Source organism: Vibrio sp. 10N.247.311.51, from assembly GCF_041467855.1.
GTDB lineage: Bacteria > Pseudomonadota > Gammaproteobacteria > Enterobacterales > Vibrionaceae > Vibrio > Vibrio coralliirubri.
The window spans coordinates 1-22831 of sequence record NZ_JBFSVK010000044.1 but is presented as its reverse complement, the minus strand read 5'-3'; the positions used below and the strand labels follow the sequence as shown (position 1 = coordinate 22831).

Here is a 22831-nt window from a genome sequence, read left to right as displayed (position 1 = left end):
GCTAATTATCTAGGATTAGCCCGTCGACTCTTTAGCTTAGAAGAGTGGAACAACAGACCTTACTCACACTCTAGGCTAGCGCTGCGTTTTGACAGATGCTTGTATGCCTTCATTCGGTTCTCTTTCTTAACAAAGCGAGCCGGCGGCGAAAGCACTTCAAGCTGATAATCACTGTTATCCGCTGAAATCGCTTCAACTGGACTGATGATTGCGATTTTTAAATCAGGGTTACGACGTAGAATCGATGCTGCTGTCCCTAAACCACCCTCGGTGTGGAATTTGCCAGCCACATGAATTACTTGTTTATCAGGGTTTGATGCTAGGTAATCCACAATCGACTCAGCCATGGTTTCGTCCCAGGTTACCTGAGCGGCAAACTGTTTTTCTGTTTGCTCGGGCGTACCGTGGTGCATAGAAGCCATGAACTTTTCTTTGTATGGGCTATCGCCAGTATTCACTTCGGCAGCAATCCATTGGCGTTGCTCGGTCGACAATTGGTCTAGGTAAGGCAATCCTTTACGCCCAATACACTGCACAAATGGCTTTGGTGCGTTTGCCGCAATAACATCGACGTCGTTGGTTTTTGCGAACTCAACTAACGCACGGTAATCACTTTCGTAATTTGGCCAAGCTGCCGCTTGAGACATGAGAATTTGTTCGCCAATTTCACCGTTTAAGTATTGGTCAAGTGTGGCTTGGTGCTCGCGAGTGAACTGTTCCATTGAAAGCGTAATGTTGGATGTTGCGTTGCGGCGCGCTTTTAAGAAGTCGGTTTGGAAGCGGTGAATAGCAGAATGCGTGTGCCATTCGCCAATAAGAACCACATCAGCGTCAATCAGCTGTTTAGGTAATGCATCGAGAGAAAGTGTTTCGCCTTGTGGAGAAGCGAACTGGTAGTCATAGAATGTGGAAACGGATTCCGTTTGAGCCACTTTTTGAGAAGTGTCTTTTGCAGGTTGATTAGCACAAGCCGTGAGAAGAGTAGCTAATCCGATAAGAATAATACGTTGCATGAAATGCCTCCTTGAAGAACACGCATACTAAAGGAGGCAAGATAAGATTTCAATGCAAACGATAATCAATATCAATTAAATTTGTTTGCGGTACACTCGCAGCATAAAGTCAGCTTCACAGTTGAATTGCTCTGCCTCGGTGAGTTGTTGTTTAAACTCTTCACTCGCCTTCCAAGCAAACGGCGTCATCTGTAGCAGGTCGAATGCATCTGACCCCGATAGTTCCATCATATAGTTTAGTTGCTCTTGATGCTCAAGCGTAAAACCTTCGATCACTTCTGGATCTTCGTCGTGCAAGCGAACGCCATCATAAATTGCATCACGTAGTTGATACAGGTGTCGGCTAGCTGGTGTCACGGTGATCACCACACCATTATCTTTGATGGTACGTTGTAGCTCTTCAGCCTTGCAAGGCGCGTAAATGCGTAGAATGCCGTCTAAGCTGTTTTCAGCAAAGGGTAGGCGATGGCTTGATGCAACTGAGAAGTCGACAGCAGGGTAGCGTTTAGCGGCGTATTTGATAGCAATCTTAGAGATGTCTAGGCCAAAAGTAGCCCCCTTCTTTTCTTGAAGGTTCACTGCAATTTCGTTGGTGTAATAACCTTCGCCACAACCAATATCCAATAGGCTAGGCGCCTCTTCTGGTAGATAGCGAGAACACAATATCACCACCGCTTGGCGCATTGGGTCATAGTGGTTACCTTCAAGGAAGCGACGACGTGCCTGCATCATCTCTTTGTTGTCACCTGGATCTTTTGAGCGTTTGTGGTGCGCAGGCATCAAATTGACATAGCCTTCTTTCGCTAGGTCGAACTGATGGTTCTTTTCACACTTAAACGTACGATCGTTTTGAGATAAAGGTTGGTGACACAAAGGGCATTGGTAAGTCATTGCGAACTCGAGGTAGAAATTTCAAGTCCAAAATTTTAACAGGAAGCATAGTGGGGCGCTAGAATAAACGCAGCTGTGTTGGCTAACGGCAATCCGAGAGTAGATAGAACCAGTCAATGAAGAGATAGAGCCAACGCACGGTTGGCTCTATTGGTTATGAGCGAGTCGCTAAAAACAGAGAACTCAGCTTCTAGTTAAAGAAGTTAACTTGATTCTTCAACGATTCCGCTTGTTTTTGAAGTTCATCAGCACTGTGAGAGGTCTTAGCGCTGGTTTCACGGCTTTGCTGGTTCAAATCGCTGATCGCATGCGCGTTCGCTGCTATTTCTTGAGAAACTTGAGCTTGCTCTTCTGACGTCGCAGCGATGGTTTCTGCTTGAGAAGCAATAGATTCAACTTGAGAGGCAATCGACTCTAGCGCGGTGCCTGCTTCTTGCGCTTTATCGAGTACTTGGTTGGCATTCGATTGGCTTTGCGTCATCAGGTTTACGGCATTATGGGTCGAAGATTTTAGCTTCTCGATGATGCTCACTACGTCTTGGACTGACGTTTGTGTGCGATGAGCCAATGTTCTTACTTCATCGGCTACCACGGCAAACCCACGACCTTGCTCACCCGCACGCGCCGCTTCTATTGCAGCGTTTAATGCAAGTAAGTTGGTTTGTTCTGCAATGTCGTCAATCATTTTGGTGACGGTTTGAATGCTTTCGCTATCAGCGCTTACTTGCTCGATGGCCGAGGCTGATTTGTCTAATTGATCGTTCAGCTGGGCAACATCAATACACACACCTTCAACGACTTCTAAACCTTTCTGGCTGTCTTCATTAGCTAGGCGAACATTTTCAGCAATGCTGTTCACTTGCTGCGCTACTGATTCAGCAGAGGTGGCCATCTCTTCTATGGCAGTAACGACTTGCTCAACCTGTGCTTGTTGGCGATCAGATTGACTCAAGTTGTGGCTAGCATCTTGTGACACACTGCTTGAGCTGTTCTGTACTTGGTCACTGGTTGCACGAATCTCGCCCACGAGTGTGTTCAGCTGGGCTGCCATGTTCGCAACACCGGTATTCAGATTGCTGATCTCGTTCTTGGTCTGCTTACCATTGTTTGGAATATGCAGGCTCACTTCGCCTTTTCCTAGACGTAGCATGTACTCGTTTAAAGTCGTTAGCGGCGTCAGTGTGCGGTTCAACACGAAGGTTAACGCGACGATGGTAGCGGCAGCAATTAAGGTCGCAATAATGGCGATAAGCTTGAGTAATTCGTCGCTGCCTTTAGTCACTTCCTTGATAAAAGTACCGCCAAGCAGTTTCCAATTCCAACCCGGAACTTCGGTGTATACCAGGTACTTTTCACCAACGGTTTCTTGATACTCATATGGGTATCGAATTAGCCCTGATGGCTGTTCAAAGATCTGATAGAAAGGTTTGTTACCGTCGTAGTCAGCCACGTCAACAATCGATTTACCACCGCCAACGTTCGTAGGGTGCAACAAGTATTGGCCTTGGTGTTCTTTCTCGTTATCAACAATGATGGTGTATCCGGTGTCACCCCAAGAAACCGAGCGCAAAGATTCAAACAGGTTTTGAGTTGCCTCTTCTACTGGTAAGCCAATGAAAGAAACGCCGTTTACTTTGCCCTGTGCATTGGTCAAAGGTGCATAGTAGGTAATGTAACGCTGACCAAATAGCTGTACTTGCGCGTAATAAGGCTGGCCATTTTTGAGCTTGTTATAGCCCGGATGGTTTTGCCCTAGCGTGGTAGCAACAACTCGCTCACCAGAAGGTTTCTTAAGAGAGGTAGACACACGGATAAAGTCATCGCCAAATGGGGCAAAGAGGGTCGCTACTGCGCCAGTATCGCGGGTAAAGCTATCAACCAGTTTGGTGTCGTTGATTAGGCTCTCACCATATTGAGTCATGTTAGGAATGGAGTGACCGTTGAACTCAACGTCATAACTTTCAACATAAACACCTGCTAGGTAACCGTTACGAAAAGTGGACTCTAAAACTTTGGCGGTGTGCAGGTAGGCATCGAACTGACCAGAGATGGTTTTGGCCATCGCTTCTACTTTGGATTGGTGTTCTTTTAACGTGTTGTCTAATAACACCTGAGAGGCATTTCTATACACGAGTGTTGCAATGGATCCAAAAGCGATAAGCAAGCACAGCAAAATGACCAACTTAAGTTGGAAGCCAACACTTTGATTTTTGTATTTCTCGAACATGAATTCACTATCCTGTCTTCATTGAGGTGTTGTTAAGTGGTTTTACGGAAGTTTGTTATTGAGCTTTCTATCATAGGTACTTATTTATCGGCAGTAATTGATAATAATTAATGAATTGATAGTTATATTTATAAACTAGAGTGATGAGAGCTAAATGGTGCGGGGTTGAACAAAGAGGTGATGGACTAATAGGCTTGTGCTAAAGCATTGATTACTAGGCTATGCATGTGAGGTTGGGCAATAAAAAATGCAGCTCAATGAGCTGCATTTTTGTTTTTAATTAAACTCGCTAGAGGTCTAGTTTGAGGAAATGACCGTAATCAGCTGGTGGCTTTCACCTGGCTTTAACGTTTTGCCTGCCTCTAGGCTTGGTGCGTGCAGTGTTGATTCTACGCACATCATAGTTAGGTAACCGTCGTCTTGCATGTCGCCCATACCAGCAGCGCCTTCAGCCCACGGGTTCCACAGTACTGCAGAGTTATGACCGTGGTTTTCAACTGTTAGCGTGCGATCCAGCTTCTTGTCAGCAACAAAAATTTGCGCTTCTGGTTGCGTGTAAACGCGGTCAATCGTGTCGGTCAGTACCAGTTCAGAACCGCCTTGGCAGATCTTGCCACCTTGCAGGCTATCAATGTACTCAGCACCCATACCTGTTGTGGTTGTGGTGTGAATATCACCAACGTTTAGGTAAGTGTGTAGGGCACCAGAGAAAGTCCATAGTTGAGAATCCGTGTTCTTCACGTCCAGCGTTACTTTTAGCTGCTCGCCGATCTCAACATTCAAACGTGCATCAAACTGATGAGGCCATACTGCTAGCGTCTCTTCGCTTGGCTTCAGACCTAAGCTTACAATCACGCCGGCTTCGCTTTCACGGTGCTCAACCAATTGCCATTCACTTGAACGGGCAAAACCATGTGCTGGTGCTGCAATGCGACCAAACCAAGGCCAACATACTGGAATACCACCACGCAGAGCCGTTTTACCATCGAATTTTGCTTGTTGGCTCATCCAAATTAGGTCTTCTTGACCTTGTGGTTGGAATGACACCACATGGCCGCCAAACAGTGAAATCGCTGCGTTTGCTTTATCGTGGATAACGCGAACCAGTTTTACACCTTCGTGTTCAACGATAGTCACGTTGTCAGAAAGTACCGCCAGTGCAGGTAGAGTAGATAAATCCATTACATGATCCTTCTAAGGAAATTGAATTCAAATGCTGACTAGAGTGATGCTTGTATTTTCATGAGTAACCAGCAGAGTCAGTATTAGAATTGAATTTTGCGTTTGGGCTATCTTGATGAGCTTAGATAGACGCGGTTTAAAAGATAGCAGGCATTAAAAAGGCGACACTAAGGTCGCCTTTTTCAAAGTCTGCTCAAAACAGTCTTCGCTAATGCTTATCTAAAGCGATTTCTAAAAAGAAATTACTTAGAGATGTGAGCGATTAGGTCTAGAACTTTGTTTGAGTAACCGATTTCGTTGTCGTACCAAGATACAACTTTAACGAATTTGTCAGTTAGAGCAACACCAGCTTTAGCATCGAATACTGAAGTTTGAACTTCACCGATGAAATCTTGTGATACTACTTGGTCTTCAGTGTAACCAAGAACGCCAGCCATTTCGCCTTCAGAAGCTTCTTTCATTGCAGCACAAATTTCTTCGTAAGATGCAGCTTCTTTTAGGTTAACTGTTAGGTCAACTACAGATACGTTAGCAGTTGGTACACGGAAAGCCATACCAGTTAGAAGGCCGTTTAGTTCTGGAAGAACAACGCCTACAGCTTTAGCAGCACCAGTTGAAGATGGGATGATGTTTTGAGAAGCACCACGGCCACCGCGCCAGTCTTTAGCAGAAGGGCCATCTACAGTTTTTTGAGTTGCTGTAGTAGCGTGAACTGTAGTCATAAGACCAGACTCAATGCCCCACTTATCGTTAAGTACTTTAGCGATAGGTGCAAGACAGTTAGTAGTACAAGAAGCGTTAGAAACGATGTCTTGACCAGCGTAAGATGCTTGGTTAACGCCCATTACGAACATTGGAGTTGCATCTTTAGAAGGACCAGTAAGAACTACTTTCTTAGCGCCAGCAGTGATGTGCTTACGTGCAGTCTCGTCAGTTAGGAAAAGACCAGTTGCTTCAGCAACTACGTCTACGTCGATAGCATCCCACTTAAGGTCTTCTGGGTTACGCTCAGCTGTAACACGTACAGTTTTACCGTTAACGATTAGGTTACCGCCTTCAACTTCAACAGTACCGTTGAAACGGCCGTGAGTTGAGTCGTACTTAAGCATGTATGCCATGTACTCTACGTCGATTAGATCGTTAATACCTACTACTTCGATGTCTGCACGCTCTTGAGCTGCGCGGAATACGAAACGGCCGATACGGCCAAAACCGTTAATACCTACTTTGATAGTCATTGTAGTTGCTCCACAACTTAATTTCTGATTAAAGATAACTGGTAGTAAAATTACAGAATCCAGTATACATCTGCAATAGATAATCCGACTTAACTTGTTTAATGTCAAAAAAAAGCGACGCTTTTCTTAACAATTGGGTGTAAGTGGTTGAAAATTGACCATTGCAAGTGGCTCTGTACCCTTCCAGTTGGGTAAAATACCCCTAAATGATGATTCACTTATGAGTGTATATGTACAATGTTTCCTGGTGAGAAAGTATGTGCTACAAAACGACTGATATGCAAGCCTTTATAGAAAAAAGTAAATATAATAACTGAGAATGTGGAGAGATATTAACGTGATTCAAAAGGGAGGAAATATGATAAAGCCTGATGAATACTGGCGTGAACGCCTAACAGACGACGAATTTGCAGTGTGTCGTGAACGTGGTACTGAAGCCCCATATAGCGGTAAGTTACTGCACAACCATAAGACTGGCGTCTATAGCTGCACATGCTGTGAAAGCCCTTTGTTCCTGTCGGATAACAAATATGACTCTGGGTGTGGTTGGCCAAGCTTTGATGCCCCAGTGAATGATGAAGCAGTACGCTATATAGAAGATCTAAGTCACGGAATGAAGCGTGTAGAGATCCGTTGTACCGCCTGTGATAGCCATTTAGGTCACGTTTTTCCTGATGGTCCGAAGACCACAGGTGAACGGTTCTGTGTTAATTCAGTGTCGTTAATTTTCAACAAAAATGACGAAAGTACGAAATAACTTGTAACTATTGTCTAATCCTTACAGGTCGCATTTGTCGATTTAGGAATGCTGAAACGGCCAAGGTTTCAGATTTAACTCTAGTACAAATAAAAACAGCTACCAAAAAGGTAGCTGTTTTTATTTGAAAGCAGGTGAATAAGAAGCTTAAGTTAGAACACTATAAATGAAGCGATCAGTAACTCGGGACGATTGAAGGGCTGTAAATTCCATCCTCAATCGCTTCGACGATGTTGTCTGCGTCTTTATTTAGCTTCTTATAGGTTGCCTTGTCGAAATGGTACAACACCGTGAGCTCGGCTTCAGAAGCAATCGGCACATCAAAGTCTTTGGCAACCATTGCCCAAACGTACGCTTTTTCCATATGCCCCAAGCTGTGGTTGATACTGGCCATCGACTTGAAGATTTCAGTGTTGGCTACCGAGCCATTAGAAAGCGTTAACGCATTGTTGAGTAGCTTAAGTGTCTTTATATGATTGCGAGTAGTATAGAAGGTTGCCAAGGCATATTGCATCTCGGCTGTGTTTAACGCTTCAGAGCCTTCTAGTTGTAGGAAACTGCGTCTGGCATTGGTGTCCCCAGTTTGCGACCACAAGAAGTAAAGCGTTTCCGGTGTATCGGATTTCGATAGCTCATCAACAATGCGCTCAGACTCTTCGATACTGTGCATTAAAGAGGTAAAGCGACGCTCTTGCAGCTTAGATTGATCGATCGTTTCGATCTGTGCCGCGAGCTCTAGGCACTTTTTGTAGGCAGTGACTAATTCGAATTCTTTGATTTTGTTGATTTCGGTGGGTTGCTTCTGAACCTCAAATCGATGCCAGATGAGGTCTGTACGTGCGACACGACATTGCCCATCGTTCATGTTCAATTGTTCACACTGAAGACCTGGGTTGCTTTGGCACAGTTGATCGGTATTTTTGTTCCCTTCAAGACACCCAACCAGAGTGAAAGGCAATAGGCTAATCGCCAACCATTTCATAATTTTCATATTCCTTCACTTGTGATCAGATGCACTTATTATTGGTCAGGTTCTTGACTCAATTCTGTTACGGGTTATTTTCTGGTGAAAATTGTTAAAACTAAGGCTTTACCATGGATGCAGAACAACTTCTTAGCGCAATGACACCCGAGGTCTACGAACGTTTAACCTACGCAGTTGAAACGGGTAAATGGCCAGAAGGTACGGCGCTCTCAAAAGAACAGCGTGACTCGTGTATGCAAGCGGTTATGTTATACCAATCTAAACATAACTCTGAAGCTCAACATATGACAATTGCAGCTGGTGGTGAGATTAGCTTTAAATCTAAGTCTGAACTAAAGAAACAGTTTAAGTCAGATCAAGAAGACATTGTTAGGGTTAACCCGAATCATTAAGCTTAAATTACAACAAAGGGGTGGCAATGTGCCACCCCTTTTAGTTTAACTCGTTTATTTATAAGCAATAAAACGATTTAGTTCACGTTAAGCCGCCGTTGCTTTCATAGAATAATTGGGTTTAACGTGAATCCTTGAACCGGTTATAAGCTCATCTCACCGCGCAACACTTGTTGCATCTGAGCCTTCACTTCTTCGTAGCCTAGGTTTTGGCTTAATAGATAATGCAACTTCGCCAATGCCGCTTCTGGTGTCATGTCATAACCACTGACCACGCCCGCTTCTGCCAGTGCACAACCTGTCGCGTAACCACCCATGTTGACTTTACCTGCCAAACACTGAGTTAGGTTCACCACAATTACACCGCGCTCTGAGGCATCTTTCAGGTGCTGAAGCAGTTCTGGGTTTTGTGGTGCGTTACCCACACCAAAAGTAAGCAAAATCATCGCGTTAACAGGTTGTAATAGCGTGTTACGGATAACTTCGTGTGAGATGCCTGGGTACATTGTGATTACGCCGATAGGTTGCGGAGTAATGTTATGAACCTTGAAAGCACCTTCAGGTTGTTCGTTTACCTTTACGTTATTGCTAAGTTGGATATTGATACCCGCTTCTAGCAATGGATTTAGGTTTGGAGAAGTAAACGCATTGAAGCCATCTGCGTGTGATTTTGTGCTGCGGTTACCACGCATCAACTTGTTGTTGAAGAACAGTGTCACTTCGTTGATTGGGTAGTTTGCTGCAATGTGTAGTGCATTCAGCAGGTTTGCTTGTCCGTCTGAACGAAGCTCTGCTAATGGGATCTGAGAGCCCGTAACAATCACAGGTTTGCCGAGGTTTTCAAGCATGAAAGACAGTGCAGAGGCAGTGTAAGCCATAGTGTCTGTGCCATGCAGGATAACGAAACCATCGTACTTATCGTAGTTCGCGCGAATGTCATCAGCGATAGTTTGCCAATCAAGTGGCGTCATATCTGAAGAGTCCATTAATGGAGAGTATTCGTGAATGGTGTACTCAGGCATCTCTGGGCGATGGAATTCAGGCATGCCAGCTAGCTGCTTATCCATGAAACCTGCGACTGGAACATAGCCGTGGTCAATAGACTTCTGCATGCCAATTGTGCCGCCGGTGTACGCGATATAGATGTGTTTTCTTTCCATGGCGATTAATACTTAGTGTGATGTAGGGAACAGGGGGGGCGATTATAGCGAATTATCATGCAATAAAAAGAGGCACCTCACACAGAGGTACCCCTTAGTCATTGAGTTATTGGCTCAACTTATTGAACTTGGCAATTTAAGCAGAAAGCGTATCGGCCTTGTGGGTCGTTAAAGTTGCCTAACAGCTGGCTATCTTGAGCTAACTGCTGAGTAACAGGCTGTAAACTGCTTGGTATCATCGATTGAATATCTAGGCCTATCGACATCTGAACTTGGTTCATAAATTCTTGAATAAATTGTTCAGTGGCCGAAAGTGGCTCTTCTACCCAGTAGATGTTGTAGCTTTCAAGCTCTGCAAGTGAAGCCGCAGCTGCAACCGCATCATCGAAATCACCAATCTCATCGACTAAGCCCTTCTGAATCGCATCTTGACCTGTCCAAACTCGACCTTGAGCAATCTTGTCGACAGCATCGACTTCTAGACCGCGATTTTCTCCAACTAGGCTGATGAATCGGCGGTATCCGTTTTCAATGCCCATTTGGAACGCGTCTTTCGCGCCATCGCTAAGCCCAGTTGTAATACCAAGACCTGAGAAAGGTGAGGTACCAACGCCATCTGTGTAGACACCAATATCATTCAGCCCTTTTTCGAAGGTGGTGATAACACTGAAGATACCAATTGAACCCGTTAGTGTGGTTGGCTGAGCTAGGATCTTATCCGCGCCCATCGAGATCCAGTAACCACCCGAAGCAGCAAGGCTCGACATCGACACAACAACCGGCTTACCCGCTTGCTTGATCGCTTCTATTTCATTGCGAATAACTTCAGAAGCAAAGGCACTGCCACCTGGGCTATCTACACGAAGTACAACGGCTTTCACTTTATCGTCGTTACGTGCTTGGCGAAGTAGGGCTGCAGTGGTATCTCCGCCAACTGTGCCACGTGGCTGCTTGCCATCCATAATTGCGCCGCTGGCAACAATCACGGCAACGTCGTGTGATTCACTGGTCATGTCGGGAAGCATGGTTGCACGGTATTCGTAGTAACCAAACGCGTTGTAGCTGTCTTGACCGTCACTGCCGAAAACATCTGCAAGCTCTAGTCGAACTTGTTGACGTGTCGCTAACTCATCCACTAAGCCAAGTTTCTCAGCCAGTTTTGCAATGTCACCATCGACAGACTCAAGTTCTTTCAAGAAGGTGTCCATGCTTGGGTTCAGTGTTTTAGCATCGATCTGACGGTTGTTAGAAACATCATCAACGTACGCACCCCATAGTTGGCTTAACCAACGAGAAGCGGACTCTTTCGCTGCATCTGACATGTCGTCACGAATGAATGGCTCGATAGCTGACTTGTAAGTACCCACACGGAACACGTGTGTGCTTACGTCTAGCTTCTCTAATAAGGTTTTGTAGTAAAGCGAATAAGCGCTGTAACCTTTAAGAAGAACCCCGCCATCTGGTGATAGGAAGACTTTAGTTGCGTAGCTTGCTAGGTAGTATTGGCTTTGGTTGTAAAAGTCACCCACCGCATAAATAGGTTTGCCTGTCGCTTTGAACTCATTCAACGCTTTAGCGATGTAGCGCAGCTTGGTTAGGTTGGTTTCTGGCAACTCTTTGAGTGCTAAAACGATACCTGTAACCTTGTCATCGTCTTTTGCGTAGCGAATCGTTTCAACGATATCAAACAGGATGTTCTCTTTTGGAAGGTCTTTGCCAAGCAGCGAACCCGTGACCGAATCCATCGGATTGATATAGCGACTTTGTTCTACAATAGGACCAGACAGGTTAAGCACCAGAGCTGAATCCTGTGGAACCGTCGGTTGAGCCGTATCTGAATGGAAGTACACAAAGTAGATGATGGCGATACTGAGTAAAAAGACTAGGTTAACCAGCGCAAGACGTACAAACGTAATGAGCTTCCAAATCCCTTTAAAGATCATACCTATAAATTTGAATATTTTTTTCATTCTGTCTCCGCAGTGAGATCACGTCGCTTTAACAAGCCGTAGTACCATTAATCTCAATAATATGAACTGCTTAGTATCCTACGATAATTCCCAAGCTCAAACTACACCAAGAATTGTTAATCGATATATATTCTCATTAAGTGTAGTCAAATTAAGGGGTTCTGAACGATTAATACCTTCAGCATTATGATCGGTGTTACAAAAATGTAAACGGTTGTTTGAACTTTTGGTGATTGAACTATACTGTGGTCAGACCACAAGGATAAAATAATAGAAGTGATGTCTGCCATGTACCCACATTTACTTGAACCACTCGATCTTGGATTTACTCAGTTACGTAACCGTGTATTGATGGGATCAATGCACACAGGTTTAGAAGAAAATAAAGAAGGCCTACACAAACTTGCCGCGTTTTATGAAGAGCGAGCAAAAGGAGGCGTTGGTCTTATTGTTACCGGTGGTTTCTCTCCTAATTTACGTGGCAGATTAACCCCATTTAGTGCTGAATTCAGTAAAGTAAAGCACGCCAAAGCGCACCAAGTTGTTACCGAAGCCGTCCACAAGCACGGCGGTAAAATTGCGCTTCAACTATTGCATGCCGGTCGTTATGCGATGCACCCATTCGCGCAAAGTGCTTCTGGCATTAAAGCGCCAATCGCTAAGTTCGCACCCAGTGAGATGAGCCCTCGTCAGATCAAAAAGACCATCGGTGCCTTTGCCAATAGTGCAGAGCTAGCTCAGGTTGCTGGTTATGACGGCATTGAGATCATGGGCTCGGAAGGTTACTTGATTAACCAATTCATTTGTAAGCGTACCAACATGCGTTACGACGAGTGGGGCGGTTCTTACGAGAAGCGTATGCGTTTCCCGCTAGAGATCGTCAAATCGATTCGCGAAGCGGTGGGTAAAGATTTCATTATTATTTTCCGACTGTCGATGCTGGATTTGGTTGAGCAAGGCAGCACCTTTGAAGATGTTGTTCTTTTGGCTCAGAAGCTAGAAGAAGCGGGTGTGACTATCATCAATACCGGTATTGGTTGGCATGAAGCTCGTGTTCCGACTATCGCGACGCAAGTACCACGAGGCGCATTCTCTTGGGTAACCGAGAAAGTGAAACCATACGTGTCGATCCCAGTGGTGACATGTAACCGAATCAACACGCCAGAAGAGGCCGAACGTATCCTCAGTTCAGGACAGGCCGACATGGTTTCAATGGCGCGTCCATTCTTGGCAGATCCGGACTTTGTTAATAAAGCCGCTCAAGACCAAGCGCAGTTCATCAATACCTGTATCGGCTGTAACCAAGCTTGTCTTGATAACGTGTTTAAGGGTAAGCGAGCGAGCTGTTTGGTGAACCCACGAGCTTGTTACGAGACTGAAATTGTTGTTCAACCGGCTCAAGCCACTAAGACCATTGCGGTTGTCGGTGCAGGCCCCGCAGGTTTAGCTTGTGCGACGACCCTAGCGCAACGTGGACACAAGGTTGACTTGATCGAGAAGAATGACCGTATCGGTGGACAATTCAGACTGGCAATGCAGATTCCGGGCAAAGAAGAGTTCAGAGAAACGATTCGTTACTTTGCTAACCAAATCGATGCATCAGGTGTGAACCTGAAACTGGATACTGAAGCAACGTTTGAGATGTTGCTGAAGTACGATGAAGTGGTGATGGCGGCAGGTGTTGAACCGAGAAAGCTCGATATTGAGGGCATCGACCAAGAAAACGTAGTTGATTACCAAACCTTGATTCGCGAAAAGACACCAGTAGGCGAAAAAGTCGCAATTGTTGGTGCTGGTGGTATTGGTGTCGATGTGGCAACCATGCTAACCGAGCCTACTTCTCACAGTTTAGATGACTGGCTGCATGAGTGGGGCATCGATAAGAATATGGAACACCCAGGTGGGCTTTACCCTTACCCTGATTCGTTCAGTGACAAAACGGTTTGGGTGATGCAACGTAAAGCGGGTCGTGTTGGTAAAGGTCCGGGTAAAACTACAGGTTGGATTCATAAGCGCACTCTCGAAAAACGCGGTGTAAACCTTTTAGGCGGCGTAAGCTACAACAAGATTGATGATAAAGGTCTGCATATCAGCGTTGGTAAGAAAGAGCAGGTGCTGGATGCTGACTCGGTTATCGTATGTGCAGGTCAGGTGTCAGTTCGTCCATTCGAAGATATGTGGCAAGAATTTGGTGGCAAACTGCATGTGATAGGCGGTGCTGATTACGCGGGTGAACTGGATGCAGTACGCGCAATTCGTCAAGGAGTTGAGCTGGCTATTAAGTTATAGAATCAGCTATCAAACTGTAATCTTATTGGTAGATGTGGTTAATTAATTTGCTGAGTTAGATTTTGAACAAGGCTCCTAAGTCATAGATTTAGGAGCCTTTATTGTTTCTAATCTAGGCCAAATGGACAGTGGTTGAGATTTATTATCGTTTGTATTCTGTGCTAAAGTTCAAGTATACAAATAATAAAGAAATAGTAAGGACTTCAAATGGATGCTTTGGATTTATTGCTCAACAGACGCTCAATCGCAAAACTCTCTGATCCGGCACCTGAAGGTGTGGCGTTAGAAAACATAATCAAAGCAGGGCTGCGTGCTCCAGACCACGGTGCACTAACACCATGGCGCTTTGTTATCGCGCAAGGTTCAGGTCTACAGAAGCTTTCAGACATCTTGGTGCGCGCCGCTGAAGCAGATGAAAGCGAAGACGCGGTTATCGAGAAAGTAAAAAAAGCGCCGTTCCGAGCTCCAATGGTGATCACCGTGATTGCAAAAGTCACCGAGCACGAGAAAGTGCCTGCTATCGAACAACATCTGTCTGCGGGTTGTGCTGCACAGGCGATGCAAATGGCTGCAGTCGCACAAGGTTTCCAAGGCTTTTGGCGCTCAGGTAAATGGATGTTCCACCCAGAAGTACACCAAGCATTTGGCCTAGAAGGCGACGATGAAATTGTTGGTTTCCTATACCTAGGAACTCCGGGCTGTACACCAATGAAGGTACCAGAACGCGACTTCTCAAAGTTCGTCGAGTTCTTATAAAGAAAGCAGAAGCTTGAATAGTGGAATGCTAACTGTATAAACAACCAGTTTTTCTTGATTTATTAGGGCCACATTAGATAATGTGGCCCTAATTGTTTGTAGCATCTGGAAAAACATGTCTCGCCTTATTATTGCTGAAAAACCAAGCCTCGGCCGCGCGATCGCCGCTGCACTGCCTAATCCACAAAAGAAAGACCAAGGGTTTATCAAATGTGGTAATGGGGATGTGGTGACTTGGTGTATTGGACACTTATTGGAGCAGGTTGAGCCGGATGCTTATGATGACCGTTATAAGAAATGGAACTTAGCCGATCTTCCTATCGTACCAGAGCAATGGCAACTAAGACCGCGTAAGACGTCAAGCAAACAGCTCACGGTGATCCGAAAGCTATTGAAGGACGCGACCCAAATTGTCCATGCGGGAGACCCGGATAGAGAAGGGCAGCTGTTGGTTGATGAAGTGATTGATTATTGCAAGGTGTCTAAGGCTAAGAAAGAGTCGATGGACAGGCTGCTGATCAGCGATTTGAACTTACCAGCCGTGAAGCGTGCACTCTCTCAAATGCGCAGTAACCGCGACTTTATCCCACTGTCTATTTCCGCTTTAGCGCGCTCTAGAGCCGATTGGCTGTATGGCATGAACATGACTCGTGCTTACACCTTGTTAGGTCAAAAGGCGGGCTACCAAGGCGTGTTGTCGGTCGGACGAGTACAAACGCCGGTACTTGGTTTGGTCGTAAGGCGCGATGAAGAGATCGAAAACTTCATTCCGAAAGATTACTTCACTTTGCATGCGTTGATCCCTTATCAAAATAACGGCCAGAGCTTTGATATTCGCGCGCGTTGGAAGCCAAGCGAAGCATGTAAACCATGGCAAGATGAAGAAGGGCGCGTGCTCAATCGAAAGCTGGTTGAGAATGTGGCTAACCGAATTGCGAATCAACCCGCGACGGTGACGGAATCAGAGCAAAAGCAAAGTAAACAAGCTGCGCCACTGCCTTACTCGCTGTCAGCTTTGCAGATTGATGCGTCTAAACGTTTTGGTATGAGTGCTCAGCAGGTGTTAGACACTTGTCAGTCTTTGTACGAGAAACACAAACTCATCACTTACCCGCGTTCTGATAGCCGCTATTTGCCTAAAGAGCACTACTCGCAGCGAGAATCGATCGTTGATGCTATCGCTAACAATGCCAAAGAGCTGCAAAGTGGCGCTCAAGGTGCGGATCTTTCGCTTAAATCCAAAGCATGGAACGACAGTAAGGTCGATGCTCACCACGCGATTATTCCTACTCCGAAGAAGTCATCAGTGAATGGCCTATCTGCTAATGAGATGAAGATCTATCAGCAAATCGCTCGCCAGTATCTAATGCAGTTCTACCCCCCCGCGGTTTTTGCTGATGCAAAGTTGGTCTTTGATATCGCTGGTGGCGTGTTCGTTGCAAAAGGGCGTCAGCTTATCAACCCGGGTTGGAAGGTGTTGATGGGTAAAACGGATACCGAAGAAAAAGGGGATGGCACGGATACGGTTCCCCCGTTGGAGAAAGGAACCGTGTTGACGTGCCGTGAAGGCGTGATTGGTGATAAGAAAACTGAGCCACCGAAACACTTCACGGAAGCGACATTGCTTCAAGCGATGACAGGTATCGCGCGTTTTGTTGCGAACAAAGATCTCAAAGCCATTTTGAAAGAGACCGATGGCCTTGGCACAGAAGCAACTCGTGCAGGCATTCTAGATACTCTATTTAAAAGACAGCTGCTAACGCGCCAAGGTAAGAGTATTCACAGTAGCCCTGCGGGCAGAGGCTTGATTCATGCCTTACCTGAGGACTCTACCTTTCCAGACATGACGGCACATTGGGAGCACCAACTGCAAGGCATGGCAGAGCGAAATCAAGCTTATCAGCCTTTCATGCAAGCGTTAGAAAGCAAGATTGATGGTTTGATGGGCAAGGTAAAAACGGGCGAAGTTCCTGAATCTCTGCGTCATCTTCCTAAAGTCGAAAGGCCTGCCTTCAAACGACGTAAAGGCGGTGGTGCGAAGAAGTCTTATGCCAAGACAGGTACGTATGCTAAGAAAGGAACTTCCGCTAAAAAGAGCACCAAAAGCTAAGACTTTTTGAGATTAGGATTAACGTCCGACTTTACGCCCACAACGTTTAAACAGCTGCTGCCAATAGTCGACATGGCGACGAGTTGATGCTCGAAAAGCTTGATGTGCATCTTGAATGGGAAAGTAATAACTGTGCAGTTCAGGTTGCGCGTCAAACATTGCTAGTTGCGGGGCTAACTGCTGATAGTAGCCATCCAGTTGCGCCATGTAGGGCTGAACCTTACCTATGTATTGTTGCTCGAATACATTGTTGAGATAACGAAACTTGGTCGTGTCTCGTTGCTTGCCGCAGATGATATTGGCATCAAAGGTGGTGAGTTGCTTAGTAATAGTATCTAGCTCTACCGAAGCACGAGCCAGCGAGTAGTACAAATCCCCAAGGGTCGAACTCTTCTCTAATACTTCTTGAACCTCAGTAGTCTTGCCCGAAACGAGCGGAATGTTTAACGCTTGATTGATATGCTCTAAGGCATCACTGGTTTGTCGTACCTGATCGCCGATATCAGCGCGTAACCACTGACTACCCCGCATTTGTGACTGCATCGCATCACTGGCATAGATGAGATTCCATTGATGGAGTGGAAACTGTGCGAGTTTCTGTTGCTCAATTTCTCTTAGTAATTCTATGATCTCTGGGTCTAATTCATTACTGGATAAACATTTACCCACACCTTCAAGTAGCGCGGCTTGATAATCGTAATTACGAAACTCATCCGCGACCTTGCCCAGAACCGAATTTCTTTCTGCTATCAGATTGAACAGTCCACATTGACGAAGCTGGTAGCTGTCGATGAGGCCGATAGAGAGTGAGGGCACGTCAAGAAGCAGTTCTCGTTTTCTCGGTAGGCTTTCAAATTCCCATTCCTCTTTTATCTCGTCAGCATCTTGTACTCTAGCTATCTTGGTTTGATAGTCGTTGAACAAGTCGCCGGGACCATCACTGAAACAGCCAGCTAGCATCACTGTCAGACAAAACAGCGTTGAGTGCTTAACTAGGTTTGAGAGAGGGCCTAAATTCATCTGTGGATTACCAGTCTATTTCGCTGCCATCGAAATTGAAGAAGTGACCACTTACTTCGATATTCGCTGACTCGATGACTTTAATAAGGCCAGAAGCTGAGGTGTCGGTGTCGATCAGAGCGTTTGGCCCTCCCATTTCAGTCTGTACCCAACCTGGATGCAGTGCTAACACCGTAAAGCCATCATCGGTTAAGTCGTTGCTTAAGCTCTTCACCACGGAGTTTAGAGCGGCTTTAGAGGAGCGATAGATATAACCGCCGCCTGAGGTGTTCTCTGTCATACTGCCGACTCTAGAGGATAAACAAGCGACCTTTTTGATATGGCTGTCTTCTAGTAGCGGCAATAGCGTTTCGACAAGCTTTAGTGGAGCGATGGTGTTGACTTCGAATACACGACGCCACTCTTCAACATCGGTATTACCCAGCCCATAGCCTTTTGGACCATAGTAGCCAGCGTTGTTGATCAAGATATCAATCGACTCTATTTGCGAAGGGAGTTGGCTTACTGCTTGGTAATCGGTTATCTCTAATGGAATGCAGGTAAGGTTGGTGTTGTGGTCTGCGACTGAGAGCAGTTCTTTTGCTGAATGGGTATCACGATAAGTCGCGTACACCTTGTGGTTACCTTCCAAGTATTGTCGAGTCAGGCTTAAGCCAATGCCGCGGTTCGCTCCAGTAATAAAAATAACGCTCATGGTGATTCCTTTTCAGTTCAATTAGTTAAGTTTGATGGCTTAACACGAGAAAATCAACGCTCCACCAACTGGCCATTAGCATTCCTACAAAAATCATTACTGCTGCCGCTGAGCCGCAGATCACCCCAAAGATGAGTATTACGTTTTTCATTGTTGTCTCTTTTCTTTAATTGAAAATAACGATAATCATTATCATTAATTGGGGTTGTCGCCAAGTCTGAGACTGTTATGATTTTGAGAAAGATACGCAATTAGCCTGATTATGATTCCTTTAATTTACCACCCAATCTATTCGCAGTTACCTTTACCACAAGGTCATCGCTACCCAATCAACAAATATCAGTTGTTGCATAGTGCTGTTGAGGCGCTGATGAATAGTGAACCGCGATGGAAGAGCAAGTTTGAAGTGTGCCAACCAACGCCAGTTTCAGTTGAGCAAGTAAAACAGGTACACGATAGCGAATATGTCGATTTGCTCGTGTCTGGTAATTTGCCTGCGGCTAAAATGAGACGCATCGGTTTCCCGTGGAGCGAGCAACTTATCGAAAGAACACTCTACTCAAGTGGTGGAACCTGCTTGGCCGCTGAAATGGCAATAGAGAGTGGTTTAGCGATTCATTTGAGTGGTGGTTATCATCACGCGCATCATGATTTTGGCAGTGGCTTTTGTTTGTTGAACGATTTGGTTTTAGCGGCAAAACACGCGCTGACCTTTGAACATATCGATAAAGTGCTGATCGTTGATAGCGACGTTCATCATGGTGATGGCACAGCAACTCTTTGCCAAGAGAACGACGACATCATTACTCTATCATTCCACTGCGACAAAAACTTTCCAGCACGAAAGCCGCTATCTGATTTAGATGTGCCGTTAAGTCGTGAAACAGAAGATGAAGAGTTCTTACGTTGTTTTGAACAAGTCACTAAGTTAGCGATTGCTCACCATCAACCTGATCTGATTATTTATGATGCGGGGATCGATATCCATCAAGACGATGAACTGGGTTATTTGAATGTATCGACACAAGGGATATTTGAGCGCGACTGTTTCATGATTGAATTAGCGAAATCAGAGTCTATTCCGATGGCCTGCGTAGTCGGTGGCGGGTACCGCACTCAACATCAAGATTTGGTACCGATTCACATGCAGTTGTTGAAAGCGGCTTATCATGTTCACGGTTAGCTCCCTAAATTAACGACTGAAAGCTCATTAGAAATGATGGTGTTAAATAAGCACCTCTTGCACCATAAAAGACACGCTTGCACCATTGTGATTCATATAAAGTACTTTTTTATTAATTAGTTACGTATTTGTGTGATTAATTGTGGTCTGTAAATTGCTTTACCCATGTGTATATAAAAACACAAGGGATAAAAATGAACCTGACGGACAAGGAACGTAGTTGGCTTAATTGGTTTGGCGCAACAGGAAAATTGGCTATGCGCAGAGCTTGTTTCCTCAATCGAAGTAGGACGGAGGAGCTTGAACAAGCTTTTGAAAGTATTGCTCACACGCGAGTTCAACTTCTGCATAACTGGGTCAAGAATCAATGGGATTTTTTAGAAGACTCTGCGGTTTATTTAGCAAGTCGAACGGAAGAACAAGCTCAGGGGACGTTAGCTAGCCTTCTTAAACGTAGTACGGATTTTTCTGAGTTGGCGATCGTCGATGCTAAGGGGATAGCACAAGCATCGAGTTATCATGAGCATGTAGGGGTTACTCTTGGAGATAAGAAGGCTTTGGTTGAAGGGGCTTCAAAGCGTTATCTTCATGGGCCGTATATGGATCCACGCACGTTGAACGTAGGGGCGTCGAGTTCATCGTTTCATGATCAAGTGACGCTGATGTTTTATGTCCCATTTTCTCGGGATGAAGGGCCACAACAGTTCTTATGTGGCCGAGTTCCAAATGATGTTATTGGTGACATTATTCAAAGAGAAGCGGGGCATATTTATAGTGAGTCGGGTGATAACTATATCTTTATGGTCGACTCCATCCATGATCCTCATACTCAGCCGGGTGTTGCGCTCTCTCGTTCTCGCTTTGAAGATAATACCTTTTCACACGGCGAGAACTTAAAGCAAGGGATTCATACTGATTGGGGAACGGTAAAGATCCAGCAGCATACCGAATTTGAGATTCGTTTTACGGACCCAGCCACTAATCAGCTTCACCCAGGCGTAAGAGAAACCATTAAAAATGGCAGTAACCTGTTTATAGGTTATCCCGGGTATTCCGACTATCGCCACATACCTGTTATTGGTAAAGGTATCACCTTTCAATTGGATGGTTCACCTGATACCTTTGGCATGATGTGTGAGTCCGATTTAGAAGAGGTCTACAGAGACCGAAGCCTAAGTTATACCTTATCTAAACACTTCATCAGCTGCATGCTACTGCCTCTATTTGTTCCATTACTATTTGCCAACCTTTATACACTCACACCTGTTATACAGAGCGGCATTATGTTCGCTTGCGCGTTCCTTTCATTGGGCTTATTCCGTTTAGTTAGCGCTAAACCACTAGCGAAGAAGATTCACGAAATGACCGGGGTAATGCAGACCTTAGCCGAAGGTGATGGCAACTTAAGTCGGAGGCTTGATCCCACCACATTCAGTCACAATGAACTTGGCAACTTAGGGCGCTGGACTAACAGTTTTATCGACAATTTAGATAACACGGTGAGTGAGTTGATTCATGCGAGTCACGAAGTTAGAGAGGTTTCGGAATCGATGTTTCGTCGCAGCGTCGTAATGAAACAAACCAGTGATGATGCATCACAAGCGTTAAGCAATATGCTTCAGTTGAGTCAGTATCAACAGAGTGAAATTACTCATGCGAGTGTCTCAGCAACGCAAATGGATACGGTAATGAAGCAAGCCGTTTTGAGTGCGGAGAAGGAATACAATCAGTCCGTCGAAGGTATGGAGATCGTTCGCAATATCGTAGAAAGCTCGGCGCATAGCGTGAATGAGGTCAATAATGAAATGACCAAGGTGTCTGACATTATAGACATCATTACTGACATTACCGCGCAGACTAACCTTTTGGCCTTGAATGCGGCCATTGAGTCGGCAAGAGCAGGTGAACACGGGAGAGGGTTCTCTGTCGTAGCTTCTGAAGTAAGAACTCTGGCTGACCGCACTTCACAAGCTGCTAACCATATTAGTGACCTAATGAAAGAGCTGCATAGTAAGTCTCGCAGTGCTGTTGAGTCCATGGAGCGAGGTGTGGAGAATGTGAGTAAAGGAAACTTAACAGTAGACTCAAACGCCCGCAGTGAACAAATTCAATCAGCGGTGAGTGATCTCTTTACCACGATGTCTAACTTAGATGAAAACAGTCAGAAAAATGGACAAACGGCAGATAAAGCCCAACGTTCAATATCTGACTTACAACTGTCTACTAAGCAACTCGCGCGTCGAGTTTCTTTGATGGGCAATGCATTGAGCCGCTTAGACCAATTGATTGGACGCTTTGAAGTGAGCCGAAAGGTGGCGTAGTGGAAACTACGTAAGTTCTTTACGTAAACGCCAGATACAAAAAAGCCGCTGATTTCTCAGCGGCTTTCTTTAATGTGGTGGAGGGATAGGGATTTGAACCCTAGAACCGCTATTAACGGTTGCCGGTTTTCAAGACCGGTGCTTTCGACCACTCAGCCATCCCTCCAATGGCGCGTATAATATAAGGGTGGCTTTCGCTTGTAAATACCCTTATTAACTGACTGCTTTTTTTATGAACGCTTTTCGGTGTTTTTGTTCTGAATGATTGTTTATTGTTCGGTTTATTAAGAAGCCGACAAAATCTAATATTCAATAAGCCAAGTATTCCCAACTTTTGTTATACGTGAAGTGTTTCAGTGTCATTAAAAAAGAAAGTATCTAATTGGTTCGCAGGCAAAGTTATGAGGGGAGTGGCTTAGGCATAAGAACTTTCAGCTAGGGACTTTTAACTAAGAGCTTTAACTAGGAACTTTTAGCTTAGAACTCTGAGCTTGGAATTTAAAACTAGGTATAAAGTGAATGGGTTTGAAACTGGGACTGCAGAGAGTTTTGTTAGATGGGCCTTATATTTTAGATAAGCTTCAGATGCAAAAAAGCCGCTGATTTCTCAGCGGCTTTCTTTAATGTGGTGGAGGGATAGGGA

General features: G+C 45.1%; 18 protein-coding genes and 1 tRNA gene. 7 read left to right on the top strand and 12 right to left on the bottom strand.

The window, feature by feature from the left end; all coding sequences use genetic code 11:
* Nucleotides 1-59 precede the first annotated feature (59 nt).
* From AB6E85_RS24580 to gap, 5 genes are all read right to left on the bottom strand, one after another.
* On the bottom strand, nucleotides 60-1013 hold the full coding sequence (locus AB6E85_RS24580) for a ChaN family lipoprotein (RefSeq protein WP_372144589.1): 954 nt from the start codon (nucleotides 1011-1013) through the stop codon (nucleotides 60-62).
* 75 nt (nucleotides 1014-1088) lie between these two features.
* The gene (rlmA, locus tag AB6E85_RS24575; protein ID WP_372144587.1) at nucleotides 1089-1904 is read right to left on the bottom strand and encodes a 23S rRNA (guanine(745)-N(1))-methyltransferase; all 816 of its coding nucleotides are present in this window, start codon (nucleotides 1902-1904) and stop codon (nucleotides 1089-1091) included.
* Between the two features lie 190 nt (nucleotides 1905-2094).
* Nucleotides 2095-4131: a methyl-accepting chemotaxis protein gene (locus AB6E85_RS24570; RefSeq protein ID WP_372144585.1), complete on the bottom strand. Its 2037-nt coding sequence runs from the start codon at nucleotides 4129-4131 to the stop codon at nucleotides 2095-2097.
* Between the two features lie 297 nt (nucleotides 4132-4428).
* Nucleotides 4429-5313: a D-hexose-6-phosphate mutarotase gene (locus tag AB6E85_RS24565; protein WP_086971134.1), complete on the bottom strand. Its 885-nt coding sequence runs from the start codon at nucleotides 5311-5313 to the stop codon at nucleotides 4429-4431.
* A 242-nt stretch (nucleotides 5314-5555) separates the two neighbouring features.
* Nucleotides 5556-6551, bottom strand: a complete 996-nt coding sequence (gap, locus tag AB6E85_RS24560; protein ID WP_017059382.1) for a type I glyceraldehyde-3-phosphate dehydrogenase — start codon at nucleotides 6549-6551, stop codon at nucleotides 5556-5558.
* 319 nt (nucleotides 6552-6870) lie between these two features.
* Here gap and msrB point away from each other — a divergent pair, with 319 nt between their 5' ends.
* Nucleotides 6871-7308 (top strand): peptide-methionine (R)-S-oxide reductase MsrB, encoded by a 438-nt coding sequence (gene msrB / locus AB6E85_RS24555; protein ID WP_019823761.1) that lies wholly within the window; start codon nucleotides 6871-6873, stop codon nucleotides 7306-7308.
* A gap of 175 nt (nucleotides 7309-7483) precedes the next feature.
* Here the strand turns inward: msrB and AB6E85_RS24550 are convergent, their stop codons facing one another.
* The gene (locus AB6E85_RS24550; protein WP_017059380.1) at nucleotides 7484-8290 is read right to left on the bottom strand and encodes a DUF2989 domain-containing protein; all 807 of its coding nucleotides are present in this window, start codon (nucleotides 8288-8290) and stop codon (nucleotides 7484-7486) included.
* Between the two features lie 113 nt (nucleotides 8291-8403).
* On the opposite strand from AB6E85_RS24550, the gene AB6E85_RS24545 reads away from it, so the two are divergent.
* Nucleotides 8404-8685: a YeaC family protein gene (locus tag AB6E85_RS24545; protein ID WP_010437067.1), complete on the top strand. Its 282-nt coding sequence runs from the start codon at nucleotides 8404-8406 to the stop codon at nucleotides 8683-8685.
* A gap of 143 nt (nucleotides 8686-8828) precedes the next feature.
* Here AB6E85_RS24545 and ansA read toward each other — a convergent pair whose 3' ends face one another.
* Nucleotides 8829-9845, bottom strand: coding sequence for an asparaginase (gene ansA / locus AB6E85_RS24540; RefSeq protein ID WP_019823767.1), 1017 nt, complete (start codon nucleotides 9843-9845; stop codon nucleotides 8829-8831).
* Nucleotides 9846-9964: 119 nt separating this feature from the next.
* Complete coding sequence (gene sppA / locus AB6E85_RS24535) at nucleotides 9965-11815, bottom strand: signal peptide peptidase SppA (RefSeq protein ID WP_372144583.1); 1851 nt, start codon at nucleotides 11813-11815, stop codon at nucleotides 9965-9967.
* A 279-nt stretch (nucleotides 11816-12094) separates the two neighbouring features.
* Between sppA and AB6E85_RS24530 the strand changes: the two genes are divergently transcribed.
* From AB6E85_RS24530 to AB6E85_RS24520, 3 genes are all read left to right on the top strand, one after another.
* A complete protein-coding gene (locus tag AB6E85_RS24530; protein ID WP_372144581.1) occupies nucleotides 12095-14104 on the top strand; it encodes an FAD-dependent oxidoreductase in 2010 nt (669 codons plus the stop codon).
* Nucleotides 14105-14311: 207 nt separating this feature from the next.
* Nucleotides 14312-14860 (top strand): NAD(P)H nitroreductase, encoded by a 549-nt coding sequence (locus AB6E85_RS24525; RefSeq protein WP_372144579.1) that lies wholly within the window; start codon nucleotides 14312-14314, stop codon nucleotides 14858-14860.
* A 115-nt stretch (nucleotides 14861-14975) separates the two neighbouring features.
* Nucleotides 14976-16970, top strand: a complete 1995-nt coding sequence (locus AB6E85_RS24520) for a DNA topoisomerase III (protein ID WP_372144577.1) — start codon at nucleotides 14976-14978, stop codon at nucleotides 16968-16970.
* Nucleotides 16971-16988: 18 nt separating this feature from the next.
* On the opposite strand, the gene AB6E85_RS24515 is transcribed toward AB6E85_RS24520, so the two are convergent.
* Genes AB6E85_RS24515 through AB6E85_RS24505 form a run of 3 tightly spaced genes read right to left on the bottom strand, consistent with a single transcriptional unit; the run spans nucleotide 16989 to nucleotide 18835 of the window.
* A complete protein-coding gene (locus AB6E85_RS24515; RefSeq protein ID WP_372144575.1) occupies nucleotides 16989-17990 on the bottom strand; it encodes a DUF3080 domain-containing protein in 1002 nt (333 codons plus the stop codon).
* 7 nt (nucleotides 17991-17997) lie between these two features.
* The gene (locus AB6E85_RS24510) at nucleotides 17998-18684 is read right to left on the bottom strand and encodes an SDR family oxidoreductase (RefSeq protein ID WP_050651586.1); all 687 of its coding nucleotides are present in this window, start codon (nucleotides 18682-18684) and stop codon (nucleotides 17998-18000) included.
* A gap of 25 nt (nucleotides 18685-18709) precedes the next feature.
* A complete protein-coding gene (locus AB6E85_RS24505) occupies nucleotides 18710-18835 on the bottom strand; it encodes a hypothetical protein (protein ID WP_017063447.1) in 126 nt (41 codons plus the stop codon).
* A gap of 111 nt (nucleotides 18836-18946) precedes the next feature.
* On the opposite strand from AB6E85_RS24505, the gene AB6E85_RS24500 reads away from it, so the two are divergent.
* A complete protein-coding gene (locus tag AB6E85_RS24500) occupies nucleotides 18947-19867 on the top strand; it encodes a histone deacetylase (protein WP_372144573.1) in 921 nt (306 codons plus the stop codon).
* Nucleotides 19868-20061: 194 nt separating this feature from the next.
* A complete protein-coding gene (locus AB6E85_RS24495) occupies nucleotides 20062-22188 on the top strand; it encodes a methyl-accepting chemotaxis protein (RefSeq protein WP_372144571.1) in 2127 nt (708 codons plus the stop codon).
* A 75-nt stretch (nucleotides 22189-22263) separates the two neighbouring features.
* Here AB6E85_RS24495 and AB6E85_RS24490 read toward each other — a convergent pair.
* Nucleotides 22264-22354, bottom strand: a tRNA-Ser gene (locus AB6E85_RS24490).
* Between the last annotated feature and the right edge of the window lie 477 nt (nucleotides 22355-22831).